22 protein-coding genes and 1 pseudogene are annotated in these 24419 nt (G+C 70.1%); 11 read left to right on the top strand and 12 right to left on the bottom strand.

Annotated features, from left to right (window positions below):
- The first annotated feature begins 105 nt into the window (after window positions 1-105).
- On the top strand, window positions 106-903 hold the full coding sequence (locus ACQP2O_RS32070; RefSeq protein WP_433171571.1) for an alpha/beta fold hydrolase: 798 nt from the start codon (window positions 106-108) through the stop codon (window positions 901-903).
- On the opposite strand, the gene ACQP2O_RS32065 is transcribed toward ACQP2O_RS32070, so the two are convergent.
- Entirely contained in the window at window positions 900-1469 is a 570-nt protein-coding gene (locus tag ACQP2O_RS32065) for a carboxymuconolactone decarboxylase family protein (RefSeq protein WP_433171569.1), read from the bottom strand. The genes ACQP2O_RS32070 and ACQP2O_RS32065 overlap by 4 nt on opposite strands.
- A gap of 76 nt (window positions 1470-1545) precedes the next feature.
- Here ACQP2O_RS32065 and ACQP2O_RS32060 point away from each other — a divergent pair, with 76 nt between their 5' ends.
- The gene (locus ACQP2O_RS32060; protein WP_433171567.1) at window positions 1546-1914 is read left to right on the top strand and encodes a winged helix-turn-helix transcriptional regulator; all 369 of its coding nucleotides are present in this window, start codon (window positions 1546-1548) and stop codon (window positions 1912-1914) included.
- 57 nt (window positions 1915-1971) lie between these two features.
- Here ACQP2O_RS32060 and ACQP2O_RS32055 read toward each other — a convergent pair whose 3' ends face one another.
- Together ACQP2O_RS32055 and tnpA are read right to left on the bottom strand one after the other, a co-directional pair.
- Window positions 1972-3999 carry a molybdopterin-containing oxidoreductase family protein gene (locus ACQP2O_RS32055; protein ID WP_433171565.1) on the bottom strand — a complete coding sequence of 676 codons (2028 nt, stop codon included), beginning with the start codon at window positions 3997-3999 and terminating at the stop codon, window positions 1972-1974.
- Between the two features lie 184 nt (window positions 4000-4183).
- Window positions 4184-4402 (bottom strand): annotated as a pseudogene (gene tnpA / locus ACQP2O_RS32050) (IS200/IS605 family transposase); the annotation flags it as partial.
- A 67-nt stretch (window positions 4403-4469) separates the two neighbouring features.
- Here tnpA and ACQP2O_RS32045 point away from each other — a divergent pair.
- Window positions 4470-5753, top strand: a complete 1284-nt coding sequence (locus ACQP2O_RS32045; protein WP_433171563.1) for an RNA-guided endonuclease InsQ/TnpB family protein — start codon at window positions 4470-4472, stop codon at window positions 5751-5753.
- Here the strand turns inward: ACQP2O_RS32045 and ACQP2O_RS32040 are convergent.
- The 4 genes from ACQP2O_RS32040 to ACQP2O_RS32025 all read right to left on the bottom strand — a co-directional run bounded on the left by ACQP2O_RS32040 (window position 5736) and on the right by ACQP2O_RS32025 (window position 9582).
- The gene (locus ACQP2O_RS32040) at window positions 5736-6254 is read right to left on the bottom strand and encodes a hypothetical protein (protein WP_433171561.1); all 519 of its coding nucleotides are present in this window, start codon (window positions 6252-6254) and stop codon (window positions 5736-5738) included. The genes ACQP2O_RS32045 and ACQP2O_RS32040 overlap by 18 nt on opposite strands.
- A gap of 144 nt (window positions 6255-6398) precedes the next feature.
- Complete coding sequence (locus tag ACQP2O_RS32035) at window positions 6399-6794, bottom strand: PaaI family thioesterase (protein WP_433171559.1); 396 nt, start codon at window positions 6792-6794, stop codon at window positions 6399-6401.
- A gap of 56 nt (window positions 6795-6850) precedes the next feature.
- The gene (gene ggh / locus ACQP2O_RS32030) at window positions 6851-8179 is read right to left on the bottom strand and encodes a glucosylglycerate hydrolase (RefSeq protein ID WP_433171557.1); all 1329 of its coding nucleotides are present in this window, start codon (window positions 8177-8179) and stop codon (window positions 6851-6853) included.
- Between the two features lie 215 nt (window positions 8180-8394).
- Window positions 8395-9582, bottom strand: a complete 1188-nt coding sequence (locus ACQP2O_RS32025) for an ROK family transcriptional regulator (RefSeq protein ID WP_433171555.1) — start codon at window positions 9580-9582, stop codon at window positions 8395-8397.
- A 189-nt stretch (window positions 9583-9771) separates the two neighbouring features.
- Between ACQP2O_RS32025 and ACQP2O_RS32020 the strand changes: the two genes are divergently transcribed.
- Window positions 9772-10575 (top strand): helix-turn-helix domain-containing protein, encoded by an 804-nt coding sequence (locus tag ACQP2O_RS32020; RefSeq protein ID WP_433171553.1) that lies wholly within the window; start codon window positions 9772-9774, stop codon window positions 10573-10575.
- Between the two features lie 226 nt (window positions 10576-10801).
- Here the strand turns inward: ACQP2O_RS32020 and ACQP2O_RS32015 are convergent, their stop codons facing one another.
- The gene (locus tag ACQP2O_RS32015; protein ID WP_433171551.1) at window positions 10802-11953 is read right to left on the bottom strand and encodes a globin domain-containing protein; all 1152 of its coding nucleotides are present in this window, start codon (window positions 11951-11953) and stop codon (window positions 10802-10804) included.
- 418 nt (window positions 11954-12371) lie between these two features.
- Between ACQP2O_RS32015 and ACQP2O_RS32010 the strand changes: the two genes are divergently transcribed.
- Both ACQP2O_RS32010 and ACQP2O_RS32005 read left to right on the top strand, forming a co-directional pair.
- Window positions 12372-13100 carry a gamma-glutamyl-gamma-aminobutyrate hydrolase family protein gene (locus ACQP2O_RS32010; RefSeq protein ID WP_433171549.1) on the top strand — a complete coding sequence of 243 codons (729 nt, stop codon included), beginning with the start codon at window positions 12372-12374 and terminating at the stop codon, window positions 13098-13100.
- Window positions 13101-13206: 106 nt separating this feature from the next.
- Complete coding sequence (locus tag ACQP2O_RS32005) at window positions 13207-13992, top strand: enoyl-CoA hydratase/isomerase family protein (protein ID WP_433171547.1); 786 nt, start codon at window positions 13207-13209, stop codon at window positions 13990-13992.
- A gap of 1 nt (window position 13993) precedes the next feature.
- Here ACQP2O_RS32005 and ACQP2O_RS32000 read toward each other — a convergent pair whose 3' ends face one another.
- The gene (locus ACQP2O_RS32000) at window positions 13994-14569 is read right to left on the bottom strand and encodes a TetR family transcriptional regulator (protein WP_433171545.1); all 576 of its coding nucleotides are present in this window, start codon (window positions 14567-14569) and stop codon (window positions 13994-13996) included.
- Window positions 14570-14672: 103 nt separating this feature from the next.
- Between ACQP2O_RS32000 and ACQP2O_RS31995 the strand changes: the two genes are divergently transcribed.
- Together ACQP2O_RS31995 and ACQP2O_RS31990 are read left to right on the top strand one after the other, a co-directional pair.
- Window positions 14673-15023, top strand: coding sequence for a hypothetical protein (locus ACQP2O_RS31995; RefSeq protein WP_433171543.1), 351 nt, complete (start codon window positions 14673-14675; stop codon window positions 15021-15023).
- Between the two features lie 551 nt (window positions 15024-15574).
- Window positions 15575-16333: a DUF2637 domain-containing protein gene (locus tag ACQP2O_RS31990; RefSeq protein WP_433171541.1), complete on the top strand. Its 759-nt coding sequence runs from the start codon at window positions 15575-15577 to the stop codon at window positions 16331-16333.
- A gap of 30 nt (window positions 16334-16363) precedes the next feature.
- On the opposite strand, the gene ACQP2O_RS31985 is transcribed toward ACQP2O_RS31990, so the two are convergent.
- Entirely contained in the window at window positions 16364-16996 is a 633-nt protein-coding gene (locus ACQP2O_RS31985) for a TetR/AcrR family transcriptional regulator (RefSeq protein WP_433171539.1), read from the bottom strand.
- A gap of 123 nt (window positions 16997-17119) precedes the next feature.
- Here ACQP2O_RS31985 and ACQP2O_RS31980 point away from each other — a divergent pair, with 123 nt between their 5' ends.
- On the top strand, window positions 17120-18574 hold the full coding sequence (locus tag ACQP2O_RS31980) for an MFS transporter (RefSeq protein ID WP_433171537.1): 1455 nt from the start codon (window positions 17120-17122) through the stop codon (window positions 18572-18574).
- Window positions 18575-19084: 510 nt separating this feature from the next.
- On the opposite strand, the gene ACQP2O_RS31975 is transcribed toward ACQP2O_RS31980, so the two are convergent.
- Together ACQP2O_RS31975 and ureA are read right to left on the bottom strand one after the other, a co-directional pair.
- Window positions 19085-20764: an urease subunit alpha gene (locus ACQP2O_RS31975; protein WP_433171535.1), complete on the bottom strand. Its 1680-nt coding sequence runs from the start codon at window positions 20762-20764 to the stop codon at window positions 19085-19087.
- A complete protein-coding gene (gene ureA, locus ACQP2O_RS31970) occupies window positions 20761-21372 on the bottom strand; it encodes an urease subunit gamma (protein ID WP_433171533.1) in 612 nt (203 codons plus the stop codon). Before ureA ends, ACQP2O_RS31975 begins: the two co-directional genes overlap by 4 nt.
- Window positions 21373-21583: 211 nt before the next feature.
- Between ureA and ACQP2O_RS31965 the strand changes: the two genes are divergently transcribed.
- Window positions 21584-22744, top strand: a complete 1161-nt coding sequence (locus ACQP2O_RS31965) for a PucR family transcriptional regulator (protein ID WP_433171531.1) — start codon at window positions 21584-21586, stop codon at window positions 22742-22744.
- Between the two features lie 217 nt (window positions 22745-22961).
- The gene (locus tag ACQP2O_RS31960; RefSeq protein ID WP_433171529.1) at window positions 22962-24404 is read left to right on the top strand and encodes an aminobutyraldehyde dehydrogenase; all 1443 of its coding nucleotides are present in this window, start codon (window positions 22962-22964) and stop codon (window positions 24402-24404) included.
- The last annotated feature ends 15 nt before the right edge of the window (window positions 24405-24419 follow it).

The raw sequence follows: 24419 nt of genomic DNA, 5'->3' as shown, positions 1-24419 counted from the left end.
TGTATTGTAAAAATGCGGCCACCGGCGGCGGCCACCGGCCCCGCCCCCACGTCGCCACCGAGGCAGCCGCCATGGCTCGCCGCTACCGCACCTTGCGAGGTACCCATGAGCATCGTTGACGTGCCCGGCGCAAAGCTTCACTACGACATCCGGGGCAGCGGCCCGCTGCTCCTCCTGATCCCCGGAGCCAACGGCGACGCCCGCCCGTTCACGGCACTCGCCGAGCACCTGACGGCCCACTTCACCGTGGTCACCTACGACCGGCGCGGATTCTCCCGCAGCGCACTCGACGGTCCCCAGGACTACTCCCACCGCCTCGACACCGACGCCGACGACGCACGCCGTCTCATCGAACACACCGGCCACCGGACCGCGACCGTGTTCGGCACCAGCTCCGGCGCTCTCGTCGCCTTGCACCTGCTGGCACGGCACCCCGAGGCGGTCGGCCATCTCATCCCGTACGAGCCGCCGGCACTTCGGCTGTTGCGCGACGGCCGGCACTGGATCGACTTCTTCCACCAGGTCTACGACCTGTACCGCACCTCAGGCATCGCACCGGCGATGACACTGTTCCGCGAACGTACCTTCGTCGCCTCCGATGGCCACGCCATGGCCCGCGCCATGGACCTCGGCAACCCACAGGTCCGCGCCAACGCCACCTACTGGTTCGAACACGAGCTACGGCAGTACCCCGCCATCGCCCTCGACCTGAACACCGTCACCCGCCACGCCGACCAGGTCACTCCCGCCGCCGGACACCAATCGCAAGGACGCCCCTGCCATCAGGCCACCGCGGCACTCGGCACCCTGCTCGACCGGAAGCCGATCGAACTGCCCGGCGGCCACGTCGGCTTCGCCACTCACCCCGCCGAGTTCGCCGAGCGACTCCGCACCATGATCTAGCCGGAGAAGGCCGGGGTGCCGGGTTCGGGCGGCAGGCGTAGGGCGCGCGCGACGAACGAGATCGCGTGGTACCACCCGCACACCAGCAGGAGGTCGATGGCAGCCTCGTCGCCGACCGCGGCGATCAGCTCCTGCCATCGGTCGTCCCCAAGGTCACCGACGTCATGCAGCGCGTCCACGGCGTGGAGCACCGCGCGGTCGGCCGGGTCGGTCCAGCAGGTGTCGTCCGGAGTCCCCGTGGCGAGGGAATGGACCTGCTCGGCGTCGAGGCCGACCTTGTCCGCGAAGACCGCGATGTGGACGCCCCACTCGTACTCGGCCCCGCAGCGGGCGGTCGTCCGGTCGATCACCAGCTCCCGATGGCGCAACGACAGCGCCGATCGGCGTGACATGTAGTACCGCCCCCACTGGTGGATGCCCGCGGCTCGCTCCGGCCGGCGGGCGAAGATCCGGAACAGGGTGAGGGGCGGGCCCAGCGCTTGGAGGGCTTCGGCGGTTTCGGGGTCGTAGGGAGGCTCGACAGGCGTGAGACGCGGCACCGGCGTCTGCTTCGAAAAACGAGGCACGCGGGGACGCTAACATGAGTGCTTCGAAAATAGAAGCACGTAGCCGATCAAGCGCTCCTCGTTGACAAGGACAGGGATGGCCCGCGATTCAAACGACCGCTCGGGGACACCGCTGCCAGGCCGGCCGGTCCGTGGCTCTGCGACGGGCCGGCCGATCATGGCCCTGCTCGATCTGCTCGGCCGTCGGTGGACCCTGCGCGTCATCTGGGAGCTCGCGCAGCCCCCTGGGCCCACGTTCCGCGAGCTCCAGCAGCGATGCGACGGGGTCTCCTCCAGCGTGCTCGCCCAGCGCCTCGCCGAACTCGGTGAGGCGGGAATCGTCCACCGCACGGAACGCGGCTACGCCCTGACCGCCGATGGCCAGGATCTCGCCACCGACCTGACGCGACTCCACCACTGGGCCGACCGCTGGGCGACCCGCATGCGGCAGCGGCCCGCCCCGTGAACGGTTCGCCGGTCACCATCGTGCGGGCGCGTCTGCGGGCGTGTCTGCGGGGGTCGCCTAAAGCGGACTGATCTCGACGCGGTTGTCGTGGAAGACGGCGCCGCCGCCCATGTCGGAGTCGCGCTCGTCGACGGTCGCGTTGACCGTCGCGCCGCCGTTGAACTTCGCCCAGTGCCCCTTCGTCGTCGCCGCCACCCCGGGCCGTACGCGGTCGGACACCTGGGCGACGGCCTCGAACGACCCTCGGGAGTTCGACACCCGGATGCGCGCCCCGTCGGTGACACCGCGCGCGGCGGCGTCATCCGGGTGCACGTTGACCGTCGGGGCGCCCGTCCGCCGGCGCAGCTCCGGGTTGTTGCCGAACGTCGTGTTGAGGAAGTGGTGCGACGCCGCGGAGATGAGGACCAAACCGTCACCGGGGTCGGCGGGCGGGGTGTAGCCGGGCAGCGGGTCGAGCCCGACGCGGGTCGCCGGCTTCGAGTAGAACTCCAGCCGGCCCGACGTCGTCGGGAACCCGTCGGCGAACGGCAGGAACGGCCGGGCGACGTTCAGCCGGGCGAACCCCTGCTTGCGCAGCGCCTCCACGGTGATCCCGGCGAGCGACGGGTGCGGGAAGTCGATGAGCTGCCGCGCGAGGTCCTCGTCGGAGTCGTACAGGCTCGGCTCGGTCAGGCCCATCCGGCGGGCGAGGCGGCGGAACGTCTCCGACGTGGACAGGCACTCGCCGGGCGGTGCGACCGCGGGCTCGTTCCAGACCAGGTACAGGTGGCCGTACCCGGCGATGACGTCGAGGTGCTCGGTCTGCATCGTGGCGGGCAGCACGATGTCGGCGTAGTCGGTCGTGTCGGTCGGGAAGTGCTCCAGCACGACGGTGAACAGGTCCTCGCGGGCGAGACCCCGGCGCACCTTGGTCTGGTGCGGGTTGCTGCCGACCGGGTTCGCCGCGATGACGAACAGCGCCTTGACCGGCGGGTCGTCCACGTCGAGCAGACCCTCGCCGAGCCGCGTCATCGACAGGGCCCGGACCGGGTGCGGCAGCAGGTCGATCCGCACCAGCCCCGGCAGGTTCAGCTTGAAATGCCCGCTCGTCGAGTAGCACAGGCCGCCGCCGGGCAGCGCCCAGTCACCGGTCACGCCCGGCAGGCAGGCGAGCGCGCGCAGCGCCATGCCGCCGCCCGCGTGCCGCTGCATGCCCTGCGTGGCGCGGATCGCGGTGGGACGGGTCCGGGCGATCCGCTCGGCGAGCGAGACGATCCGCTCCTCCGGCAGGCCGGTGATCCGCGCGACGCGGTCCGGCGGGAACTCTTCTATCCGCGCCCGGAACTCCGCCCACCCGAACGTGTGCCGGTCGATGTACGCCTGGTCGTGCGCGCCCATCCGTACGATCACGTGCATCAGCCCGAGGGCCAGGGCCGCGTCCGTGCCGGGCAGCGGGGCCAGGTGCTCGTCGGCCTGCGCCGCCGAGCGGGTGCGCACCGGGTCGATCGCGACGACGTACGCGCCGTCGCGCCGGGCGTCCTGGATGAACTTCCACACGTGGTGGCCGCTGGTCAGCGGGTTGCTGCCCCACAGCAGGATCAGCTTCGAGCGGGCGAAGTCCTCCGGGTCCATGCCGCCGGCCGTGCCCAGGGTGTACTTCACGCCCCTGCTGCCGGCGATGGAGCAGATGGTCGGGTCGTGGATCGACGCGCCGAGCACGTTGAAGAACCGGCGGCCGGCGAACCCCTCGAGGCCCTGGATGTAGCCGAGGGACCCGGTGCCGTGGAACGGCCAGATCGCCTGCCCGCCGTACGTCTCCCGGATCTCACCGAGCCGCGAGGCGATCTCGTCGAGGGCCTCGTCCCAGCTGATCCGCTCGAACCGGCCCTCGCCCTTGCGCCCGACACGGCGCAGCGGATGCAGGATCCGGTCCTCGGCGCGGGTCTGCTCGAGGTAGCGGTTGACCTTCACACAGAGCGCCCCGCGGGTCACCGGGTGGGCCGGGTTGCCGCGCATGCTCACGGCCTCGCCGTCCTCGACGTTCACCACCCAGGAGCACGCGTCCGGGCAGTCCAGCGGGCACGCGCCCAAGACCTTGTTCAACACGGTCCTTCAGGACTTTGTTGGGAAATGTGTGTTATAGGCATCTTGGTCGGATCATACGGCCAGATTGAGGTTAGCCAGGTGGGAGGTTCTGGCCTTGCAGAGCGGGGGTCCCGGTGAGTGATGCGTCGAATCGATCGTTTCTGGTGTATCACGGCGTGCTAGCGCCGCCAGGTAGGGGTCGGCGCTAGTCGGGGTGTTTCTGCTGGTCGATGTACTCCTTGATGATCGATAGTGGGGTGCCGGCGCAGGAGGCGGCGAAGCAGGACGGGGACCAGAAGTGATCGCCCCACAGGTGCTTGCGGATGTGGGCGGGGAACTCCTGGCGGAGGCGGCGGGCGGAGACGCCCTTCAGTGAGTTGACCAGGTTGGACAGGGCAACCTTGGGCGGGTAGTGCGCGAGCAGTCGGGTTCGCTGTTGAATTCGTGGAGTCGCGCACCGACGTCGGCATGCACTTGTAGGGTCACTGACCGTGAAGTTGGTGGTGCGGGTGAAGCTGCTGCCGACGCCCGAGCAGGCGGCGGCGCTGGCGGCGACGCTGCATGCCTGCAACGCGGCTGCGAATCGGGTGTCGGTCACGGCGTTCGAGCAGAGGGTGTTCTCCCGGGTCCGGCTGCAGAAACTCCTGTACGCCGAGGTGAAATCGTGGGGGTTGTCCGCACAGCCAGCGTTGCATGTGATCCGTAAGACCGCCGACGCCTACACCGCGCTGCACGCCCTGATCGACGCCGGGCTGCTCGGCCCCGAAGGGTCCAAACGGCGGCGCAAGGCCACCTGTAAGCCGATCGAGTTCCGCCCAAGCGCCGCTCAGCCGTTCGACGACCGCTGCCTCAGCTGGCAATACGACGCCCGGACGGTGTCGATCTGGACCACGGCGGGCCGGCTGCAGGGCATCTGCTTCACCGGCAAACCGTCTCACCTGAAGACACTGGCCGAGCACCGCAAGGGCGAAACCGACCTGGTGCTCCGGGACGGCACCTGGTTCCTGCACGCCACGTGCGAGATCGCACAGGCCACCCAGTATGAACCGGCCGATTGGATCGGCGTGGACCGGGGGATCGAGAACCTGGCCACCACCAGTGATGGGGACAACCATCAGGGCCAGGCGCTGAAGCGGTACCGGCGGGCCCAAGCGCGCCGAAGGGCCGAACTCCAGGCCAAGAAGGCCGCCGGATCCAGGTCGGCCGCACGGCGGCTGGCCAAACGCCGGCAGCGGGAGACCCGGCACGCTACCAACGAGAACCACAAGATCAGCAAGCAGATCGTGGCCGATGCCCAACGCACCGGACGCGGCATCGCCGTCGAGCAACTCGACGGGATCCGCGACCGGGTCCGGCTCAAGCGGCACCAGCGGGCCACGCTCTCGTCCTGGCCGTTCCACCAGCTCGGCACCTTCCTGCACTACAAGGCCCGCCGGGCCGGGGTGCCGTACCTCGAGGTGGACGCGCACTACACCTCCCAGACGTGCCCTAACCCGTGGTGCGGGCACGTCTCCCGCAAAAACCGCCCCACCCGGGGCCGATTCCTGTGCGTCGCGTGCGGGCTCGCTGGCCTGGCCGACGACATCGCCGCCGTGAACGTCCGCCAGCGGGCGCGCACGGCGTGGGCATTCGTCACCATGCCCGACCCCGATCCCAAGCCTTCCAGCCGGGACCGAGGTGATGCGCCCCCGACACGACAGCCAGCCGCGACGGGGAGCGCGACAAGGCGTGACCACCGGGCCTCCAAGCCCGATCGTTCACGGCCGAGAAGGTGACACCTCCCCCTCGAAGTGCTCGGCCAGGTAGGCCTCGAGGTCGGGGCCGTCGGTGTTGGTGAGGACGTGTCGGAGCCAGGCACGCCGCTCGAAGTCGGTCACGGCCAGTTCCCATACGCACCCGATCGCGGGGGTGGGGTGCGGCCGCATGGCGCCGAGGCGGTTCGGCAGCGTGGAGAAGATGCGCTGGTGGACCTCGTTCTCCCCGGCCCACCAGTGGTAGAGGACGAACGCGTAGTCCGGGGCGTCATGCACGATGACGAAGCCGACGCCGTACCGGTCGATATCGTACGGATCGTCGCCGCCGCTGTGCGCCGCCGGGCTCGGCAGCGCCGTGGGGATCAGCAACTCTGCGGTCTTCACCAGCTCGGGCCGGGGACGCTCGCCCTCTGCGGCGATGCCGTAGAACTTCAGCCGCCAGCCGGCCGACTCGTCCAGCTTCAGGAAGCTGATCGGCCGGGGTCGATAGGCGCCGGTCCTGGTGATCGTGGTCTCGGTCACGGCTCCTCCTGGGGCAGGTGCTCGACATCAGTTATACCTGTCAGGAGTGTTCAGAGTAGACGCCCATTACCGCGTCGAGCATTACGCTAAGCCCTCATGAAGAGCGCCTGGGTCCCCCGGTGGCGCAAGGTCTGAGCCGGTAGGTCAGCCGGTCAGGACGGCCTGGGTCTGGGTGGTCTGGGCGACGCGGCGGCCCTCGGCGTCGTACAGGTCGGTCTGTACGACGATGGTCGTCCGGCCGGTGTGCAGCGGCCGGGCCACGGCGCGTACCTCGCCGTTCCGTACGCCCCGGAAGAACCGCGTGCTCGTCTCGACCGTGGTGGTGTTCGCGCCCGGTGGCAGGTTGAGGAAGGCGCAGGCGGCGCCGACGCTGTCGGCGAGGGTGATGAGGGCGCCGCCGTGCATCACGCCGCCGGCGGTGCAGCGCTCCGGGGCCCAGGGGAGCCGGCCGGTGACCTCCTCGGCGGATGCCGAGTCGATCACCAGGCCGGTGGTCCCGGCGAACGGCATGGCGGCCAGGAGGTCGTCAGGAGAGATCATGACGACAGTGTGCCGATAGAGGGCGCGATGTCCACTACCCGCCGGGTAATCGACCGTCAGCCGCCGACGAGGTCGAGGGCGACCGCGGCGCTCCAGGACTGGGGCCTGCTGCCCAGCGGGTGTGCGGTGAACGGCTCGTAGTACTCCGCGAAGACGCCGTCGGTGAGCTGGTAGAGGGCGACCTCGCGGAGCCGTTCCGCCGCGTCGTGCTCCCCGGAGCGCTCCAGGCCCCAGATGATCAACAGGTTCATCGGTGGCCACTGCGGGCCGCGCCAGTAGCGGGCGGCGTCGAACTCGGGCGCCTCCGGGCTCGTGCTCGGAGGCAGGGGATAGGCGAGGTCGGGGTTTCCGCACCAGGCGGGGGACAGCAGCAGGTCCACCAGGCGGCGCCGGCGCTCCGCGTCCAGTCCGCCGGACAGGAGCGCCGCGAACCCGGCGATGGTCTTGGTGCGCAGGGCCGTGTCCGTGCGCAGATCGACGTCGGCGGCGAACCCGTCCTCGTCGGTCGTGCCGAGCACGCCGCGCCGGAACCGCTCGGCGTAGCCGAGCAGCTCGTCGGTGGCGCCCAGGCCGAGCTCGTCGGCGACCCGCGCGAGATCCTCGTTCGCGGCCGCGAAGATCGCGCTGGCGAACACGTCGGCGACCCGGAAGCTGAGGGATTTGCGGGCCAGTTCGTCGTCGTAGCGCGCCTGCCGGAGCTCCTCGATCAGCCACTGGTACTTGACGTAGTCCGCGTCGGTCGGACGCTGCGACTGCTCGCCCAGGGCCGCCAGGTCGGACCGGCGGAACGGCCGGAACCCCGGCTCGGGGACGACGTCGGCGTAGGGGGTGTCCCAGCGGGGGGAGTTGTCCATCCCGCTCTCCCAGCCGTGGTAGATCATCAGCAGCCCCCGGCCGTCCGCGTCGCGGTGCTCCGCCAGGTAGCGGTGCCAGGTGAGCAGCTTCGGCCACAGGATGCGGATCCGGGCGATGACGTCGCGCCGCCCGGCGGCGTCGGAGCTCCGCGCCGCGTCGAGGATCCGGCGCAGGGCGAGCGCGTGGACCGGTGGCTGGATCAGGCCGCTGGTCGCGGCGTGGTCCGGTGCGTGGGGCGAGGTCTCCTTCGACGCCCACCGGTCGGGGCCCGGCTCGTACAGTGGGGCGTTGGCGGAGAAGACGATGTGCGGGACCATGCCGTTGCCCCACTGCGCGGCGAACAGCGTCTCGAGCTCGGTCAGTGCACGGCTCGCCGACATCCGTGCCAGGCCGACGGCGATGAAGGCGGCGTCCCAGCTCCACATGTGGGGGTAGAGCCGGGGTGCGGCGACGGTGTGGAGTCCCCGGTCGTTGCCGCGCAGGACCTCCGCGGCCCGTGCGGCGACTTCGGCGCGGCTCAGTCGGTTCACCACCCAGAGCCGATGGCGTTCGTGTCCCGGTCTCTCGCTGTCCGACATCTCGATTTCTCCGCGCGGGGAACTTTGTCCGGCATTGTGGCTACTTCGTCCGTGATCATGGACATAGTAGGCCCATGCCGATCCTGCGCCGTCCTTCCGGGCGTGACAAGTGGCGCGCCTGTAACCGCTGTGTAACTTTCGTAATCGACCGGAAACGTCTCGGTCGGTCAGGCGCGCAACGGCTCCGCGGCGGCGATCCGGGCATCGACGACCTCGGGGGAGAAGGCCCGGTCGATGACCATGGACGCCGCGCCCACCACGCCGGCGCGCGAATCCAGGCGTCCCTCGCCGATGTGCAGCCCGCGCGTCGAGCGGTACTGCACGCCCCGGAACACCGTCTCGCGGATCTCTCCCACCAGATGCTCCCCGGCGCCCGCCAGCGACCCGGCGATGATCAGGGAGCCGGGGTTCACCACGCTCACGACCACCGCCAGGACGTCGCCGAGCGCGCGCCCGGCCTCCCGCGTCAGCCGTACCGCCTCCGGATGGCCGGCCAGCGCCAGCCGGGCGACGTCGGAGGAGTCGCGGACCGACGGGTCGGACGCGGCCAGCTCGCGCGCCAGCGCCGCCCCGCTCGCCACCGCGGCGAGACAGCCCCGGCGACCGCAGGAGCACACCGCGTCGTCACGGCCCGGCACCCGGACGTGTCCGATCTCGCCCGCCGCGCCGCCGACGCCGCGCAGCACGCGGCCGTCCTCCACGATCCCGGCGCCGATGCCGGTCGCCACCTTGACGAGGAGGACCGGCGGCGAGTCGGGGCCCGCGGCGGTGTACTCGCCGAGCGCCATGACGTTGGCATCGTTGTCCAGCATGACCGGACCGGGGAACTCGGCGGCGATCGCGGCCGGAATGTCGTACCGCTCCCACCCCGGAGCGATCGGGGTCTGGACCGTACGGCCCGTGCGCACGTCCACCGGGCACGGCAGGCCGACGCCCACGCCGCACACCTCGGCGACGGACCGGCCGCAGTCGGCGAGGAGCTCCCGGAACCGATCCATCACCCAGGCGAAGGCCTTCTCCGGCCCTTCGGAGCTGAGCATGCGGCCGGTGGTCTCGCCGAGCGCCCGGCCGGCGAGGTCTGTCACCGCGACCCGGCCGTGCGTCGCCCCCAGATCCGCGGCGAGCACCACGGCGGACCCTTCGTCGATCTCCAGGAGACTGGGGCGGCGGCCGCCGGTCGAGGCGTCGACACCGCCCTCGCGCACGTAACCGGCGCTCACCAACTGGTCCACGCGCTGCGCGACCGTTGAGCGGGCCAGCCCGGTCAGCTCCATCAGATCGCGCCGGGTGCGTGCCGCACCGGACCTGATGAACCGCAGAAAGTGCCCGGCCGAGAGCGCGCTGACGTTCGGCATGCCGTCGACCCTCCCCTCGGCGGCGCGCGCCGGGCCCGGGCGAGTGACGTCGCCGCGGGCGAGATGCGCCGTACCCGGATTTTCCCACGACCCGCCAACCCGCCGCGCCGGTCGCGTCCCGCGTCATCGTGTCGACTACCTCACAGGTAATCGCCGTAAGGCGGCCGTGGCGGATAGCGTCTGATCATCATGGTCACCGCCACAACCACGCGACCCGTCGGCGATCTGCTGCGCGACTGGCGTCGCCGCCGCCGGCTCAGTCAGCTGGAGCTCGCCCTCGAGGCCGACGTCTCCACGCGCCACCTCAGTTTCGTCGAGACGGGCCGCTCGCATCCCAGTCGCGAGATGGTCCTGCGTTTGGCCGAGCGGCTCGACGTGCCGTTGCGCGAGCGCAACGACCTGCTCATCGCGGCGGGGTACGCACCCGTGTACGCGCAGCGCTCGATCGACGCCCCGGAGATGGGCCCGGCGCGCCAGGCCCTCGTCCGGGTCCTCGACGGGCACGAGCCGTACCCCGCGATCGTGGTCGACCGGTTCTGGAACCTGGTGATGGCCAACAACGCCGCCATGCTGTTCCTGGAGGACGTGCCCGACGAGCTGGTCCGGCCGCCCGTCAACATCCACCGGCTCGCCCTGCACCCGATGGGACTGTCGGCGCGCGTGGTCAACCTGCCTGAGGTGCGGGCGCACCTGGTCGGCCGGATGGCCCGCCAGGTGTCGCTCACCGGCGACCCGGAGCTCGCCGCGCTGCACGAGGAGACGAAGGCCTACGGTCCCGACGTCGACGAGGACGCCGTCCACGAGCCCGCGCACGACATCGCGCTGCCCACGATCCTCCGGTACGGCGACCGGGAGCTGAGCTTCTTCAGCACGGTGACGACGTTCGGCGCGGCGGCCGACGTCACCCTCGCCGAGCTCGCCATCGAGGCGTTCTTCCCGGCGGACGACGAAACGGCGGCGGTGCTGCGCGAACGCGCGGAGTCGGGCGCGTAGACCGGCGGCGTCGGCTCGCGGGTCGGCGACGTCGGGCGAGTGGGGCCCGGCGGCGTTGTCGGCTCGCGGTCCGCGTCGGCGGGTTCGCGCGTCGGTGGTGTCGGGCGGGTGGGACCGCCGGAGCCGGCGGATCGCGGTCGACGTCGGCAGGCTCGTGGGTCGGCGGTGTAGACGGTCGGCTCGCGGTCGAGGCTCGTGGGTCAGGGTGTGGCTGGTCGGCTCGCGGTCAGCGGTCCGGCGCGTCGTAGTGGATCCGGTCGGCCGGGACACCCCGCTCCTGCAGGTTGGTCACGGTGCGCGAGACCATTCCGGCCGGTCCGGCGACGTACACGTCGCGGCCCGACCAGTCCTGGAAACGGCCGAGGACGTCCGACACGAGCCCCCGTACGCCGTCGAAGTCGGGGTCCTCCGAGACGACGGGCACCACCACGAGCCGCGCGTGCCGTTCGGCAAGCGCCCGGAGAGCGGGCAGGTCGTACAGCTCGGCCGGCGTACGGGCGCCGACGAACAGCCGGACCTCGCGTTCTCCCTCGGCCCGGAGCGCCTCCTCCGCGAGGGCCTTCAGCGGGCCGAGCCCGGTGCCGCCCGCCACGCACAGGATGTCGCGGCCGGACTCGGCGTCGAGCACCATCGAGCCCGCCGCCCGCCCGAGCAGGAGCGCGTCACCCACCGCGGTGTGGCGGACGAGTGCTCCGCTGACCCAGCCGGCCGGGAGCGCCCGCACGTGGAAGCGCAGCAGCCCGTCCTCGCCCGGGGCGTTGGCGATCGAGTACGACCGCCAGACCCGGGGCCACCGGGCGGCCTGAACGGTGACGTACTGCCCCGCGCGGTACGGCAGCGGCTGGCTCGGCCGTACGGTCAGCACCGCGATGTCCGAGGCGCGCCGCTCGTGCTCGACGACCTCACCGATCCACCAGGGCGGTGTGTGCTCGGCGTCCTCCTCGGCAGCCTGGATCATGATCGCGGCCGCCGTCGTGAACATCGCCGTCCAGGCCGCCTCCATCTCCGCCGTCCACGCCTCGCCCGCGTACGCGCGGAACGTCGCCAGCATCGCCCGTCCCATCGCGTCGTAGTGCGCGGGGGCGATGCCGAACTTGCGGTGGTCCCGCCCGAGCCGGGACAGGAAGTCGGTGAAGGTGTCCGGGCTGTCGAGGCTCCCGGTGATCTGGGCGAGGGCGCGGAACATGCGTTCCCGTTGCGCGGCCATGCCCGGCGGAAAAAGCGTGCGAAGTCGTGGGTTCTCTGCGAAGAGCCGTCCGTAGAAATATGAAATGCCCTTTTCTGCGTACGGCTCGATGAGAGCGTAGATTTCCTTGATCACCTCAGGTTTCAGCGACTCCACGGATTTCACGGCTGTTCCTGTCACTCGTCCCCACATGGTCCCCGTCCAGCGAGTTTCGCATCTCACCAGGGAGAACATCAACCTCTTGGAGCGGGCTAATTCCGAGATGTACGAACGGTAATCGAATGTGGATTACGCGTAATCAGAGAGTCATTGCGAGTGAACCGCACATACCGATCGGTATGAAACCGACTAGGCCGTGCGCCTGGCTGCATACGGGGAACGATAGAAGAAATATCTACGGGTTTGAAGAAATCTCTACTTCTGATCTCCCCCGAGTACGGAAGGATGTTCCCCGCGACTCCCCATCCCCGGCCGTACGGTCGGGTGCCGAGGAGTCGGGCAGGCCGGGCGCGCCACGCGTCGCGAGCGGCCGCCCATCGGCTCCGTCATGCGCCATGATGACCCAGAGCAACAACGACATCGCCGAAGGCGTTCGGGAGGAGGCCCCGGGATGGCAGGGGCGACGTACGGCACGGGGCCCGCGCTCATCGGAATCACCACTGACCTGGAGCCCGCGCGCTGGAGCGACTGGGTACGCGAGGCGGCGCTGCTGCCCGTGTCGTACCTGCGCGCGCTCGAACGCGCACGGGCCGTCCCCGTGCTCATTCCGCCGTCCATCCGCGCCGCCGTCTCGGTGCACGTCGAACGCCTCGACGGCCTCGTCATCGCGGGCGGCGCCGACCTCGACCCCGGCCTGTACGGCGAGGTGCGGCACGACCGGACCGGCGCGCCGCAGCCGCAACGCGACCGGTTCGAACTCGCGCTGCTGCGCGCCGCCGTCGAGAACGACGTGCCCTTCCTCGCGATCGGGCGCGGCATGCAGGTGCTCAACGTCCTCCAAGGAGGCAGCCTGGTCCAGCACCTGCCCGACGTCGTCGGCGGGGACGCCCACTCCCCGGCCTCCGGCCGAGTGGGCGCCCACCGCGTCCAGATCAGCGCCTCCAGCACCCTGGGCCGGATCCTCGGCGAGCAGGTGGAGGTGCCGACACGGCACCACCAGGCCGTCAAGCGCCTCGGCAAGGGACTCGTCGCCGTCGCCTGGACCGAGGACCAGGTCGTCGAGGCGGTGGAGTTGCAGGGGCACCGGTTCGGCATCGGCGTGCAGTGGCATCCCGAGGAGAGCGATGACCTCCGCCTCTTCGAGGCGTTGGTGCGCGCGGCGACCGAAGGCCGCCTCTGAGCCCTCCGGCCGACGCCGCCCCGGTGAGCCCTCCGGCCGATGTCGCTTCGATGGACCCCCGATCTTCCCGATAGGCTCGAGCGAGCCGGACGCGGAGGTCGGACCGATGAGCTATGAGTCGTACGAGCGGCTGCGGATCGACTGGGCGCGCGAGGGCGTGCTCCGGGTGACGATCAGCGCCCCCGAGCGGCTCAACGCCGTCGACGCGACCGGCCATCGCGAACTCGCCCAGATCTGGCGCGACGCCGACGCCGACGACGAGGTGCGCGCCATCGTCATACGCGGAGCCGGCACGGCCTTCTCCGCAGGCGGGGACCTCGCCATGATCGAGGACATGATGGCGGACTTCGACGTCCGCTCCCGGGTCCTGCGCGAGGCCCGCGACATCGTCTACAACGTCCTCAACTGCGGCAAGCCGATCGTGAGCGCGATCCAGGGACCCGCCGTCGGCGCGGGCCTGGCCGTCGCCCTGCTCGCCGACATCTCGGTCGCGGGCCGCACCGCGCGGATCATCGATGGCCACACGCGCCTCGGCGTGGCCGCCGGCGACCACGCCGCCATCGTCTGGCCGCTGCTGTGCGGCATGGCCAAGGCCAAGTACCACCTCCTGCTCTGCGAGCCGCTCACCGGCGAGGAGGCCGAGCGCATCGGCCTCGTCAGCCTCTGCGTCGACGACGACGCCGTCCACGAGAAGTCCCTGGAGATCGCCGGACGGCTCGCCGACGGGGCCGCCCAGGCGATCGGGTTCACGAAGTACGCCCTGAACAACTGGCTGCGCATGGCCGGGCCCGCATTCGACGCCTCGCTGGCCCTGGAGTTCTACGGCTTCGCCGGTCCCGACCTGCGCGAGGGCGTCCGCGCCCTGCGCGAGAAACGCCCGCCGAGCTTCTGAGTCAGTCGCTCGGCGCGGACAGGCCCAGGAAGCGGGCGACGAGCCGCGCCAGGCGCTCGGCGACGACCTCGGCCGGATCCGTCGGCAGCATGACGTGGCTCATCGTCAGGCGGATGACCGCGTCGGCGAGCTCGGTCACCTCCGTCGCGTCGAGCTCCGGCCACTGGCGTACGGCATGGCTGACGATGCGCTCTCGCGCGGCGAACAGCACCGGCTCGGCGCGCGTGGTCATCAGGGGGAGCAGGTCCTCGCTGCCCTCACCGGTCAGCGTCGTCTTCTTCAACGGGTCGTCGGCGGCGGTCCGCAGCGTGTACGACACCGCGGCCGCGACCGCCGAGTACAGGTCGTCGTGGTCGGACAGCGCCGCGTCGACGCCGTCGAGATACCGCTCGTTCTCCCGCAGGGTCAGCGCCTGAGCCAGCCCCCACTTGTCGCCGAACTCGTTGTACACCGTCTGCCGGCTGACCCCCACCGCGTCCGCGACGTCCTGCATCCGGACCCGCCGGAACCCACGCTCGATGATCAACCTTGCGGCGGCATCGAGGAGGTCGTCGCGGAGCCGGCGGTGTTGCTGCATACCCCCAGAATCTCAGAGACGACAGCGCCGGAACATCCTTGTCATCCGGGCGGCGGTCTGATGCGTCCTTCTGAACGTCGGCAGGAACGAGGAGAGAGACGTCATGAAGGTGTGGCCCCCGGGCAAGCACGACCGCCCGGCGTCCCGCGCGCTCGGCCGGAATGAGCCGCGCCGCCACGGATCCGACCTCGCCGGCTGGGCCATCCGCGACGAGAAGCTGCTGGTGGAGACCAAGTTCGGCGGCGACATGGAGCTCTATCGCGCCTGGAGGGACCGCCTGTGGAGTGAGATGCACGATGCCGTGCACCATTCCCGGCCGGTACGGAAGGCCAGCGATGACGAGGAATATGTCGTAATGAAAGCCTTCGGTGGTGACTGGGCGCAGTACCGTGTCTGTCGTGACCGACTCCGCGAGGAGCTGTGGCAGATCATGAAGGTCACCGACCGGCGCTGAGCGCCCCACAGACCGCCGCGTGGCCGGGGTCATCCCCCCGATCCCCGGCCGCGCGGCCCTGACCTGCGAAAACATCGCCCAAGGTCAACATGCAGATCCCCGGTTCACCGCCTTGATCGTCTAAAGAGGCGATCGATGCAGGTCAGAGCGGTCCACCCGGAAGAAGCGGTACGGATGGTTCGGGGCGTCACGCGTAACGGTCGCAACGTTGCGGATGGGGCTTCGAGGGCCTGGTGGACGCATGTGGGATAGCGCTTTGCTCCTAGGTAACGCCAGACCGACGCTCCGATATGTATAGCTCTGCGTCGACCAGTTTTCCCGGTGGGCCGGACGTGTAGCTCGAAGAAGCGAATTCCCGGTCGGCTTGCCGAGGTCGGACCCCCGCCTGACCTCTACCGTGTCAAGGTAGCGCCGGGTATCCGGTGACCTGTGGTGATGCGTGAAAGTGCAGGTCAGGGTCCTCGATAAGGGGTAGTTGAGCGACGTTCGGCGACGTTGCGGGAAGTGGCCGTCGCCCATTCATCGCCCAACCCTTGGTCGGGAGTTCGATCATGGTTTCTGGAAGCCTCGAGGTGTCGGTCGCCGGTTCCGAGGGTCGACGCGGTGACCAGCTGATCCGCTGGACGACAACGCTCAGCGTGGTCGTGCTGGCCGTGATCGCGGCGATCGTGCCGTATCGGCACATGTACCTGCTGGTGCGGCGGTATGGAGAGACGCCGTGGACCGCTGTCCTGCTTCCGATCTCGGTCGATGGCATGATCGTCACCTCGTCGATGTCTCTGCTCATGGACTCGCGTTGCCATCGGCGGAGCGGGCCACTGCCCTGGGCGCTACTGCTCATCGGTAGCGCCGCCAGTTTGGCGGCGAACGTGGCGGTGGCTGAACGTTCGGTGGTCGGTCGGCTGATCGCCGCCTGGCCGTCCTGTGCTCTGATCGGCTCGTATGAGCTGCTGATGCGCCAGGTCAGGAATGCAACCTCACAGAGCCAGTGGGGTGCTTCAGAGGAGCCTCATATGGACTTGGTGACCGATCGCGCCGGTCCGGACAGGCCCGCATACAAAGCCGCGACGCCGACCGAAGGTGTTTGTTACCCGGCTCATACGGACGGGCTCGAGGAGTGCATAGCCTCATATGAGGCTCATATCATCGGAGACGATCTGTCGGATGGCTCATACGAGTTTCATACGGGGCACCCCGATGCGATGGTGTGCCCTGTCTTGACCAACACGACTCCGGAACAGCGCGGAGCGCAAGCACGTCTGTCGGTACGTGAGGGGCGGGCGACACCGGATCAGGTGACGTCGACGTAGATGGCCCGGCCGTGGTCAGGAGACCTCCGGTCAGGGCACCAGGGTGGGCGGTTCGCCGGGGAGGATGCCGGGGCCTGGGGTACGCAGGCCGTCCAGGACGACCTGGAGGTTGCGGTCCCACTGGCCGGCGCCCGCCTGGAGGCCCAGGGTATGGGAGCCGGTTGAGGACGCGGCGACCATGAGGAACGCCACGTCCTCCCAGGTCACGTCCGTGCGCATCGCTCCGGCCTGCTGTGCTCGCTCCACCAGGAGGTGGATGCGGTCGCGCAGCTCAGCTCGGGAGTGGTCCAGAACGTTGCCGAGGCGCTTGTTGACGTCGCACAGCTCGTTACGAAGGTGGATGTAGGACAGGGCGAACCTCGTGAAGCCCGCCCAGGGGTCCGGATCGGCCAGTGCCTCGTCACCCTCGGCGACGATCTCTCCCAGCACCTCGCCGAGGACCGCCTCGAGCAGGGCCTCGAGGGAGCCGGTCCGGCGGTAGAACGTGCCGATGCCCACACCGGCGCGGCGCGCGATCTCGTGGGCAGTGATCTCGCCGCCCTCGGCGGCGGCCTGACGGGCGGCGACGACGAGGCGTTCCACGTTGCGCCGGGCATCGGCGCGCGGGCGTCGGCCCGAGCCGTCGTCCAGGAGCCGGTCCACCGCGGGTGCTGTTGTCGTCATGTGACCAGTCTAGCAATAAGTGGACGGATCTAGTCCGATTAAAGTGGACGCAAGGCGTCCACTTGCATTAGCGTGATCCGGACACACCCCGTCCACTTAGCTTCTGAAAACGCGAGGTCGGTCATGCCCAAGATTCCGCCAGGCCCGATGAAGATCACGGCGCTGGCCGCCGGGTTCGTCATGGCGAGCCTGGACGCCACGGTGATGCAAGTCGCCGGAGCCACGATCCAGGAACGTCTGCACGCCTCCCTCTCCCAGCTCACCTGGGCCGTGGACGGCTACGTTCTTACCTTCGCCGCCCTGCTGATGCTGGCCGGTGGCCTGGCGAACCGGGTGGGCGCGAGACGGGTCTACATGTGGGGCATGGGGATCTTCGGCGTCGCGTCGCTGGCCTCCGCGCTGGCGCCGAGCATCGAGGTCCTCATCGCGGCGCGGCTTCTGCAGGGGGCCGGGGCAGCGCTGTTCATGCCGAGTTCGCTCGCGCTGCTGGTCCGGGCTTTCCCCGACGCGCGCGAACGCACCAAGGTGCTGGGCGTCTGGTCGGCGATCGTCTCCCCGTCCATGGCGCTGGGCCCCACGGTCGGCGGCATCATGGTCGGCGCGTTCGGCTGGCCGAGCATCTTCCTGATCAACCTGCCGGTCGGTATCGCAGGCATGCTCCTAACCCGCCGGTACATCACCGGGACGGAGGGCGACGCCCGGCCGCTGGCGGCTCCCGGGCACGCCGCCGTCATCGTCGGGCTGGCCGGCATCAGCTTCGCGCTGATCGAGGGGCCGCAACTCGGCTGGAACTCGGTCCCGGTGATCGGCGCTATCGCCGCCGCGACGCTCGCCGCCATCCTGCTCATCGGCCGCGAGCGCGGCACCGACAACCAGGTGATGCCCTGGGCGCTGTTCCGCGGCGCGCGCTTTGCCGGCGCCAACGCCGTGGGTTTTCTGTTCAACGCCGCGTTTTTCGGCTCGCTGTTCATGATCGGCCTGTATCTCCAGCACGCCCGCGGCGCGAGCCCGTTCCAGGCCGGGCTGGAGATCCTGCCTCTGACGATCTTTATCCCGGTCAGCAACATCGGCTTCGCCCGCGTCTCCGGGCGCGTCGCGGCCGGTCCGCTGCTGGCCGTCTTCTTCCTGGTCGCGGGGGTCGCATCGCTGGCACTGGTCGCGCTTTCGCCCTCCACCCCATACTGGATGCTGGCCGTCGTCCTCGGCCTGACCAGCATCGCGGGCGGCTTCATCTCCCCCGCCATAACGGCGGCCACGGTGAACGCGGCGGGCACCCAGCACGCCAACACCGCCGGTTCGGTCCTCAACGCCAATAGGCAGTTCGGCTCCCTGGTCGGCATCGCCTCCATCGGCGCCGTCCTGGCCGTCACCCCCGGCTGGACCTCCGGAGCGGCCGTGTCGTTCCTCCTGGTCGGCGCCTCCTACATCACCGGGGCCCTGATCGCCTGGCGTCTCATCCACCTGCCCGAACGCCGCGAGGCCACCGTCGCGACCGCGGCCACCGCGTCCGGACCGGCCCCCAAACCGAAGCCCCACCACGCCCGAGAGGCGTCCCGGCCGGGCCGGTCACACCCGTAGCCCCAGGCGATCTCGGCCTGCTGACGGCGGGGGCAGCGCTGGCCTCGGCATCCTCGGCAACTTGATGGTCAAACACGCTCATTCACCGCCATCTGGGGGCCGCCGGCCGCTTTCGCCTCGGCCGGCGCACGGTACAGCGTGGCGACCGAGGGCGCTTGCCCGCGTTCTTACCCGAGGTGATCGCGAGTTTTCCGGCGATCTCGGGGACCGGGACCCCCTTGGCGCGCAGCGCCTGGGCGAAGTCAGCATGTCCTCATCGATCACCTTGGGGCGACCGCTGTGCTTGCCCTTGGCCGCGGCGATCTGCTGAGCCGGAACCTTGGATATCGGATCGGCGAGGGCATGATCCGCGAGCGCCGTAGCACCGCCGCCGGCCTAATCCACGAGTTTCGAAGAGCCGCCTAAATGGTCGTCGGAACATTCGGGTGAGACAGAGCGACAAATTCCCGCACGGCACAGGGTTGGCACGGAGGTCACCGGGGGTGTCGGCGGCAGAAGCAGCGCACGCGCTCATGCGAAGTGATGGAGCCGGGTGAGGGGAAGCGCAGCGGAGGGAGAGTAGCCCGTGGGGCGTCCGTCGACCAGGACGGCGGTGCCGTCGCGGGGAACCTGTACGTGGGGGACGGTGTGGTTGCGGACCATGTCCGCGCGGGTCAGGTGGCGTGCTCCGGACACGGCCGCGTACGTCGCCCCGGGGACCAGGGATCGGCGTGCCTTGGAGTCGGAGAGGGCTTCGTTCGCGACGAAGACGGTGGACAGGGTGCGGGGGGCGGCTCCGGTGCCGCCGAAGAAGGCCCGGTAGCGGCGGGGCTGGGCGAGCCTGGTGGAGCCCGTTCCTGCTCCGCTCACTCCCCAGGCAACGAAGCCGGATTTGATCACCATGTCGGGTTTGGCGCCGAACCAGGCCGGATGCCAGAGGACGAGGTCGGCGAGCTTGCCGGGGGCGATGCTGCCGATCTCGTGCGCCATGCCGTGCGCGATGGCCGGATTGATCGTCACCTTCGCCAGGAAGCGCAGGACGCGTTCGTTGTCGTGGCCGCCGGAGGAACCGGCTTCCACCTTGGCCCGCGCCGCGAGTTGCCAGGTTCGCCGTAGGGTCTCGCCGATCCGGCCCATGCCCATGGAGTCGGAGTTGATGATGCTCACCGCGCCGAGGTCGTGCAGCGCGTTCTCCGCCGCGATCGCGTGGGCGCGGATGCGGCTCCGGGTGGTGTCGACGTCCCCGGGTGACAGCGCCTGCTGCCGGTGCACGGTCATCGTCATCGGGAACAGCTCTTCGACGGTGTTGACCGTGTACGGAATCGTCGGGGTCGTGGAGGATGGCAGGACATGCGCGTGGCCGAGGATCTCGAGCAGGTCGGGGTGCCCGCCGCCGCCTTCGACGTGGTAGGCGTGCACGGTGCGGCCGCGGGTCGCGGACAGGGTGTCGGCGAGCAGGCCGGATTCGTTCAGCGAGTCCGTGTGCAACGCCACCGGCACGTCGCCGGCGTCGGCGACGTCGAGACACGTGTCGACCACCGCGGGCTGGGCGCCGAAGTCCTCGTGCACCTTGAACCCACCGGCGCCGGCGAGCAGCGCGGCCTTCAGCGACGCCGGGTCGGTCGACGATCCGCGGGCCAGGAACGCGACGTTGAGCGGGACGTCGCGCCACGCCTCGACCATGAGTCTCAGGTGGCGGGCCGGGTTCACGCCGACATCCCACACCCCGCCGATGCCCATTCCCACGATCGTGGTGACGCCCGCCGAGAGCGCGCCTTCCAGGAGCGCCGTACTGGACAGGTGCACATGGGAGTCGACGGCCCCGGGGGTGGCGATGAGTCCCTCGCCGGGGATGATCGCGGTGTGCGGGCCGACGATGAGGTCCAGGTCGTCGACGGCGTCGGGGCTGCCCGCCCGGCCCACCGCGACGACCCGGCCGTCCTTGACACCGATGTTGGTCTTCACGACTCCGGCCAGCGGATCCAGCAGCAGGACATTGCTCACCAGCAGGTCCAGCCGGGAGTCGCCGGCCCGGCTGGTGGCCAGCAGCCCTTCGCGAACGGTCTTGCCGCAGCCACCGAGGAGTTCGTCCCCGGGCTCGGTGTCGTCGCGTTCGATCTCCACGGTCAGGCCGGTGTCGGCGAGCCGCACCCGGTCTCCGGTCGTCGGGCCGTAGAGCGCGGCATAGGTTCCGCGGTTCATGCTGCTCATGTGGATTCCTCGAGCGTCAGGCGGGGGGCGGACGCGTTTCCGCCGAGTGCGACGAGGCGTATCCGGCGGGTGCGTCTCGGTGGGAATTCGATGCTGCTGCCGGCCGGGGCGTCCAGACGAAACCCGTCGGCGGCCGCTCTGTCGAAGCGCAGTACGGGGTTCACCTGCCAGAACGGATAATGGGACGACACCCGTACCGTGGCATGCGAGGTGTTCTCGACCTCCAGCACGATCGATCGCCGGCCCGCGTTGAGGTGGATGTCGTCGGCCGCGACCCGTATCGCCCCGGGATCGTCCGGTTCGGGTTCCCCGAGTGGATCGTCGATGGTGACCAGCGCGGTCCCGGTGGGGAAGAGTGCCTCGACCTCGATGTGGCGGACCAGTGCGCGCGCGCCGGGATGGGCCGCCTCAGTGGGGACGGCCGCGCGCCCGGCCTGAATCGCCTCGTCGATGGTGCAGCCGTCCCAAGCGGCTTCGAGCACCGTGTCTGTGATCAACGCGATCACCTCGGGAGCGGACAGAAGCCGGCCGCGCGCCTTCCGCCGCCGCGCGAGCTCGGCGACCGTGAAGATGGTCAGCCGTTCCTGTTCCGCTGGTGTCAGATGCATTGCGTTGAGGACCCCCTACGATCACGGCCGCGCGCCGAGAGCCGCGTCCGAGCTGAGAGGCTAGGTCCGGGGGCACGATCCGGACCATGGTCGGACGCAACCGGTGGACGTGTCGCAGATGTGCGTCTGCCTAACAGCGGCGCCGTACAGAGGAAAACGCCGACCGGGCGGTGGATAGGCTCACCGCCCCGGATCGAGCGAGGAGCTTCGCGTGGTGGAGGACGAGGAGACCGAGCGCCTGCTGCGGACGGTGGGCGAACGCCTGATGGCGTGTCGTGACGAACTCGTGGACGTCGTCACCGAGCAGATCGTCACCGCCGTGCCGACGTACGCCAGGTTCGTTCCCGGCGAGGACCTGGTGGCCAGCGGGCGCAACGTGCTGGACATCGTCCTCGGCGTTCTCGGCGGCCAGGGGGTATCCGAGAAGGCGATGGCCGGTGCCGTCGGGGCCGGCCGCAGAAGGCTCCGGCAGGGAATGCCGTTGGAGGACGTGCTGCGGGCGATCCGGATGGACTTCGTGGTGTTGTGGGACGCGTTGGTGGTCGAGGCGGCGCGGATCGACCGGTCGACGCTCGTCATCTCCGCCGGCGCGCCGCTCGTGTGGGCGGCCTTGGACGAGGCGATGGCGGCGACCACGCAGGGCTACCGCCACGAGGAGACCACACTGGATCGTGAGCGGGCCGCCCGCCGCGCGAAGGCGTTCACGGCGCTGGCCTCTTCTACGGCTCCCTCCGACAGCCTCGTCGCCGATGCGGCGGAGGCACTCGGCCTCCCTCTCGACCTGCGGCTTCTGGTGGTGGCCGCGCATCTCCCCGAGGACGTCGCCTCCCGGCTGGAGATGCAGTGGCGCGCGGTGAACGCCGCCACGCACGTCGGTTTCCTGGGATTCGACATGGTCGGTGTCACCGTCTGGTCCAGGCAGGCGCGAAAGGCGCTCGATCATCTGGTCTCCGGTCATGCCGACCGGGTCGCGGTGGTGGCGCCGGAGACGCCGAGTCTCCGTGACCTGCCCTCGACCGTGGGGCTGGCCCGTGCGGCGCTGCTCGGCGCGCCCGGCGGGGTCGTCCACGAAGCGCGCGATCTCGTCATCGAGACGGTGCTGTCCGGTCAGATGGACGCCGCGCGCTCACTGGCCCGCGAGGTGCTCGGGCCGTTGCTGAACGGTTCTCCGGCCGAGCGCACCAGGTTGCTGGAGACGCTGCAGGGCTGGCTGGAGACGGATGGCACGACCGGGCAGGTGGCCCGGCACCTGTATCGCCATCGCAACACCGTGATCAATCATCTGCGTCGCGTCGAAGAGCTGTCCGGGCTTTCGCTGACCCGCCCGCGCGACGTGGCGACGCTCGTGCTCGCCCTCAAGATGATCGACTGACCGGTTCCCGACCGCTGCTTTGTGCGTTCGCCCAACGGTGGCGTGCGCATCGCGGGCACGTGGACATTGAGTCCGCGCCACGTCGTCGTCCAGTCTTTCACGGCAAGAGCGCCGGTCACCTGGGCGAACCTCCCCAGCACCACGCGATGAGGACCGTGCGTGGGGGCCTCCCGGCTGCTCTGACAACGCATGGTCGGCGACCCGGTGGAGGACGAAGATGCGGCTCGGTGATGTACGGAACGTGATCGGCGGCGTGCTGACGGGCGCCGCCGGCGGTGAACGAATGGAGCTCGTCGACCCCAGTACCGGCACCGTCGCCGGGTATGCGCCGCGTTCGGGCGCCGAGGACGTCGACCAGGCGGTCGCCGCGGCGGCGGCCGCCTTCCCGGAGTGGTCCACGTGTCCGCCGGCGGAGCGCCAGCGGGCGTTGCTCCGGATCGCCGACGCGATCGAGGACAACCTTGAGGAACTGCTGGACGCCGAGGTCACGAACACCGGCAAGCCGCGCGAACCCACCCGCACGATCGAGGTGCTGCGCTCCGCCGACCAGTTCCGTTTCTTCGCCGGCGCGGCCCGGGTACTGAGCGCACCCGCCGCGTCGGAGTACGCGGCGGACCACACCTCCCACGTGCGCCGTGAACCCGTCGGTGTCGTCGCCGCGATCGTGCCGTGGAACTACCCGCTCATGATGGCGACCTGGAAGATCGCGCCGGCGGTCGCGGCCGGGAACACCGTGGTCCTCAAGCCCTCCGACACCACACCGGCGACCGCCGCCATCCTCGGCAGGCTGTGCGCGGAGCACCTGTCGCCAGGCGTCGTCAACGTCGTCTGCGGCGACCACGACACGGGACGGCTGCTCGTCGAGCATCCACGGCCGGACATGGTCGCCTTCACCGGCAGCACGCGTGCGGGCATGGAGATCACCGCCGCGTCGGCCCCCACACTGAAGAACCTTCATCTGGAACTCGGCGGCAAGGCGCCCGCCATCGTCTTCGACGACGTCGACCCGGCCAAGGTCGCCCGCGCGCTGGCCGACGCGGCCTTCTTCAACGCCGGGCAGGACTGCACCGCCGTCACCCGCGTCATCGTCCAGGACACCGTGCGCGACCCCCTGCTCGAGGCACTCGCCGAGGCGGCACGCTCCACGCGGGTCGGTGGCCCGGACGACGCCGACGCCTTCCTCGGTCCGTTGAACAATGCCGCGCAGCTCGAACGTGTGAGTCGGTTCATCGACTCGCTCCCCGCCCACGCCGAAGTGGTCACCGGCGGGAAGCGGACCGGGTCGGCCGGATTCTGTTACGCGCCGACCGTCGTCGCGGGCGTACGGCAGGACGACGCGATCGTTCAGCAGGAGGTCTTCGGGCCCGTCGTCACGGTGCAGTCGTTCGGCGATGAGGACGAGGCGGTGGCGATGGCCAACGGCGTGGAGTACGGGCTGGCCTCGAGCGTCTGGACCAACGACCACGGCCGTGCGACCCGTGTCTCCGCCCGGCTGGACTTCGGCGCCGTATGGCTGAACTGCCACCAGGTCATCCTGGCCGAAATGCCGCACGGCGGATTCAAGAAATCGGGCAATGGCAAGGATCTGTCCCTCATCGGCCTCGAAGACTACACGCGGCTCAAATACGTGATGACCAACACCGCCTTCGACGCCAGCTGACTCCGGTACGGGATA

Source organism: Actinoallomurus sp. CA-150999 (assembly GCF_050942425.1).
Taxonomy (GTDB): Bacteria; Actinomycetota; Actinomycetes; order Streptosporangiales; family Streptosporangiaceae; genus Actinoallomurus.
The sequence above is the reverse complement of the archived record's forward strand: the minus strand, read 5'-3'. Positions and strand labels throughout refer to the sequence as shown.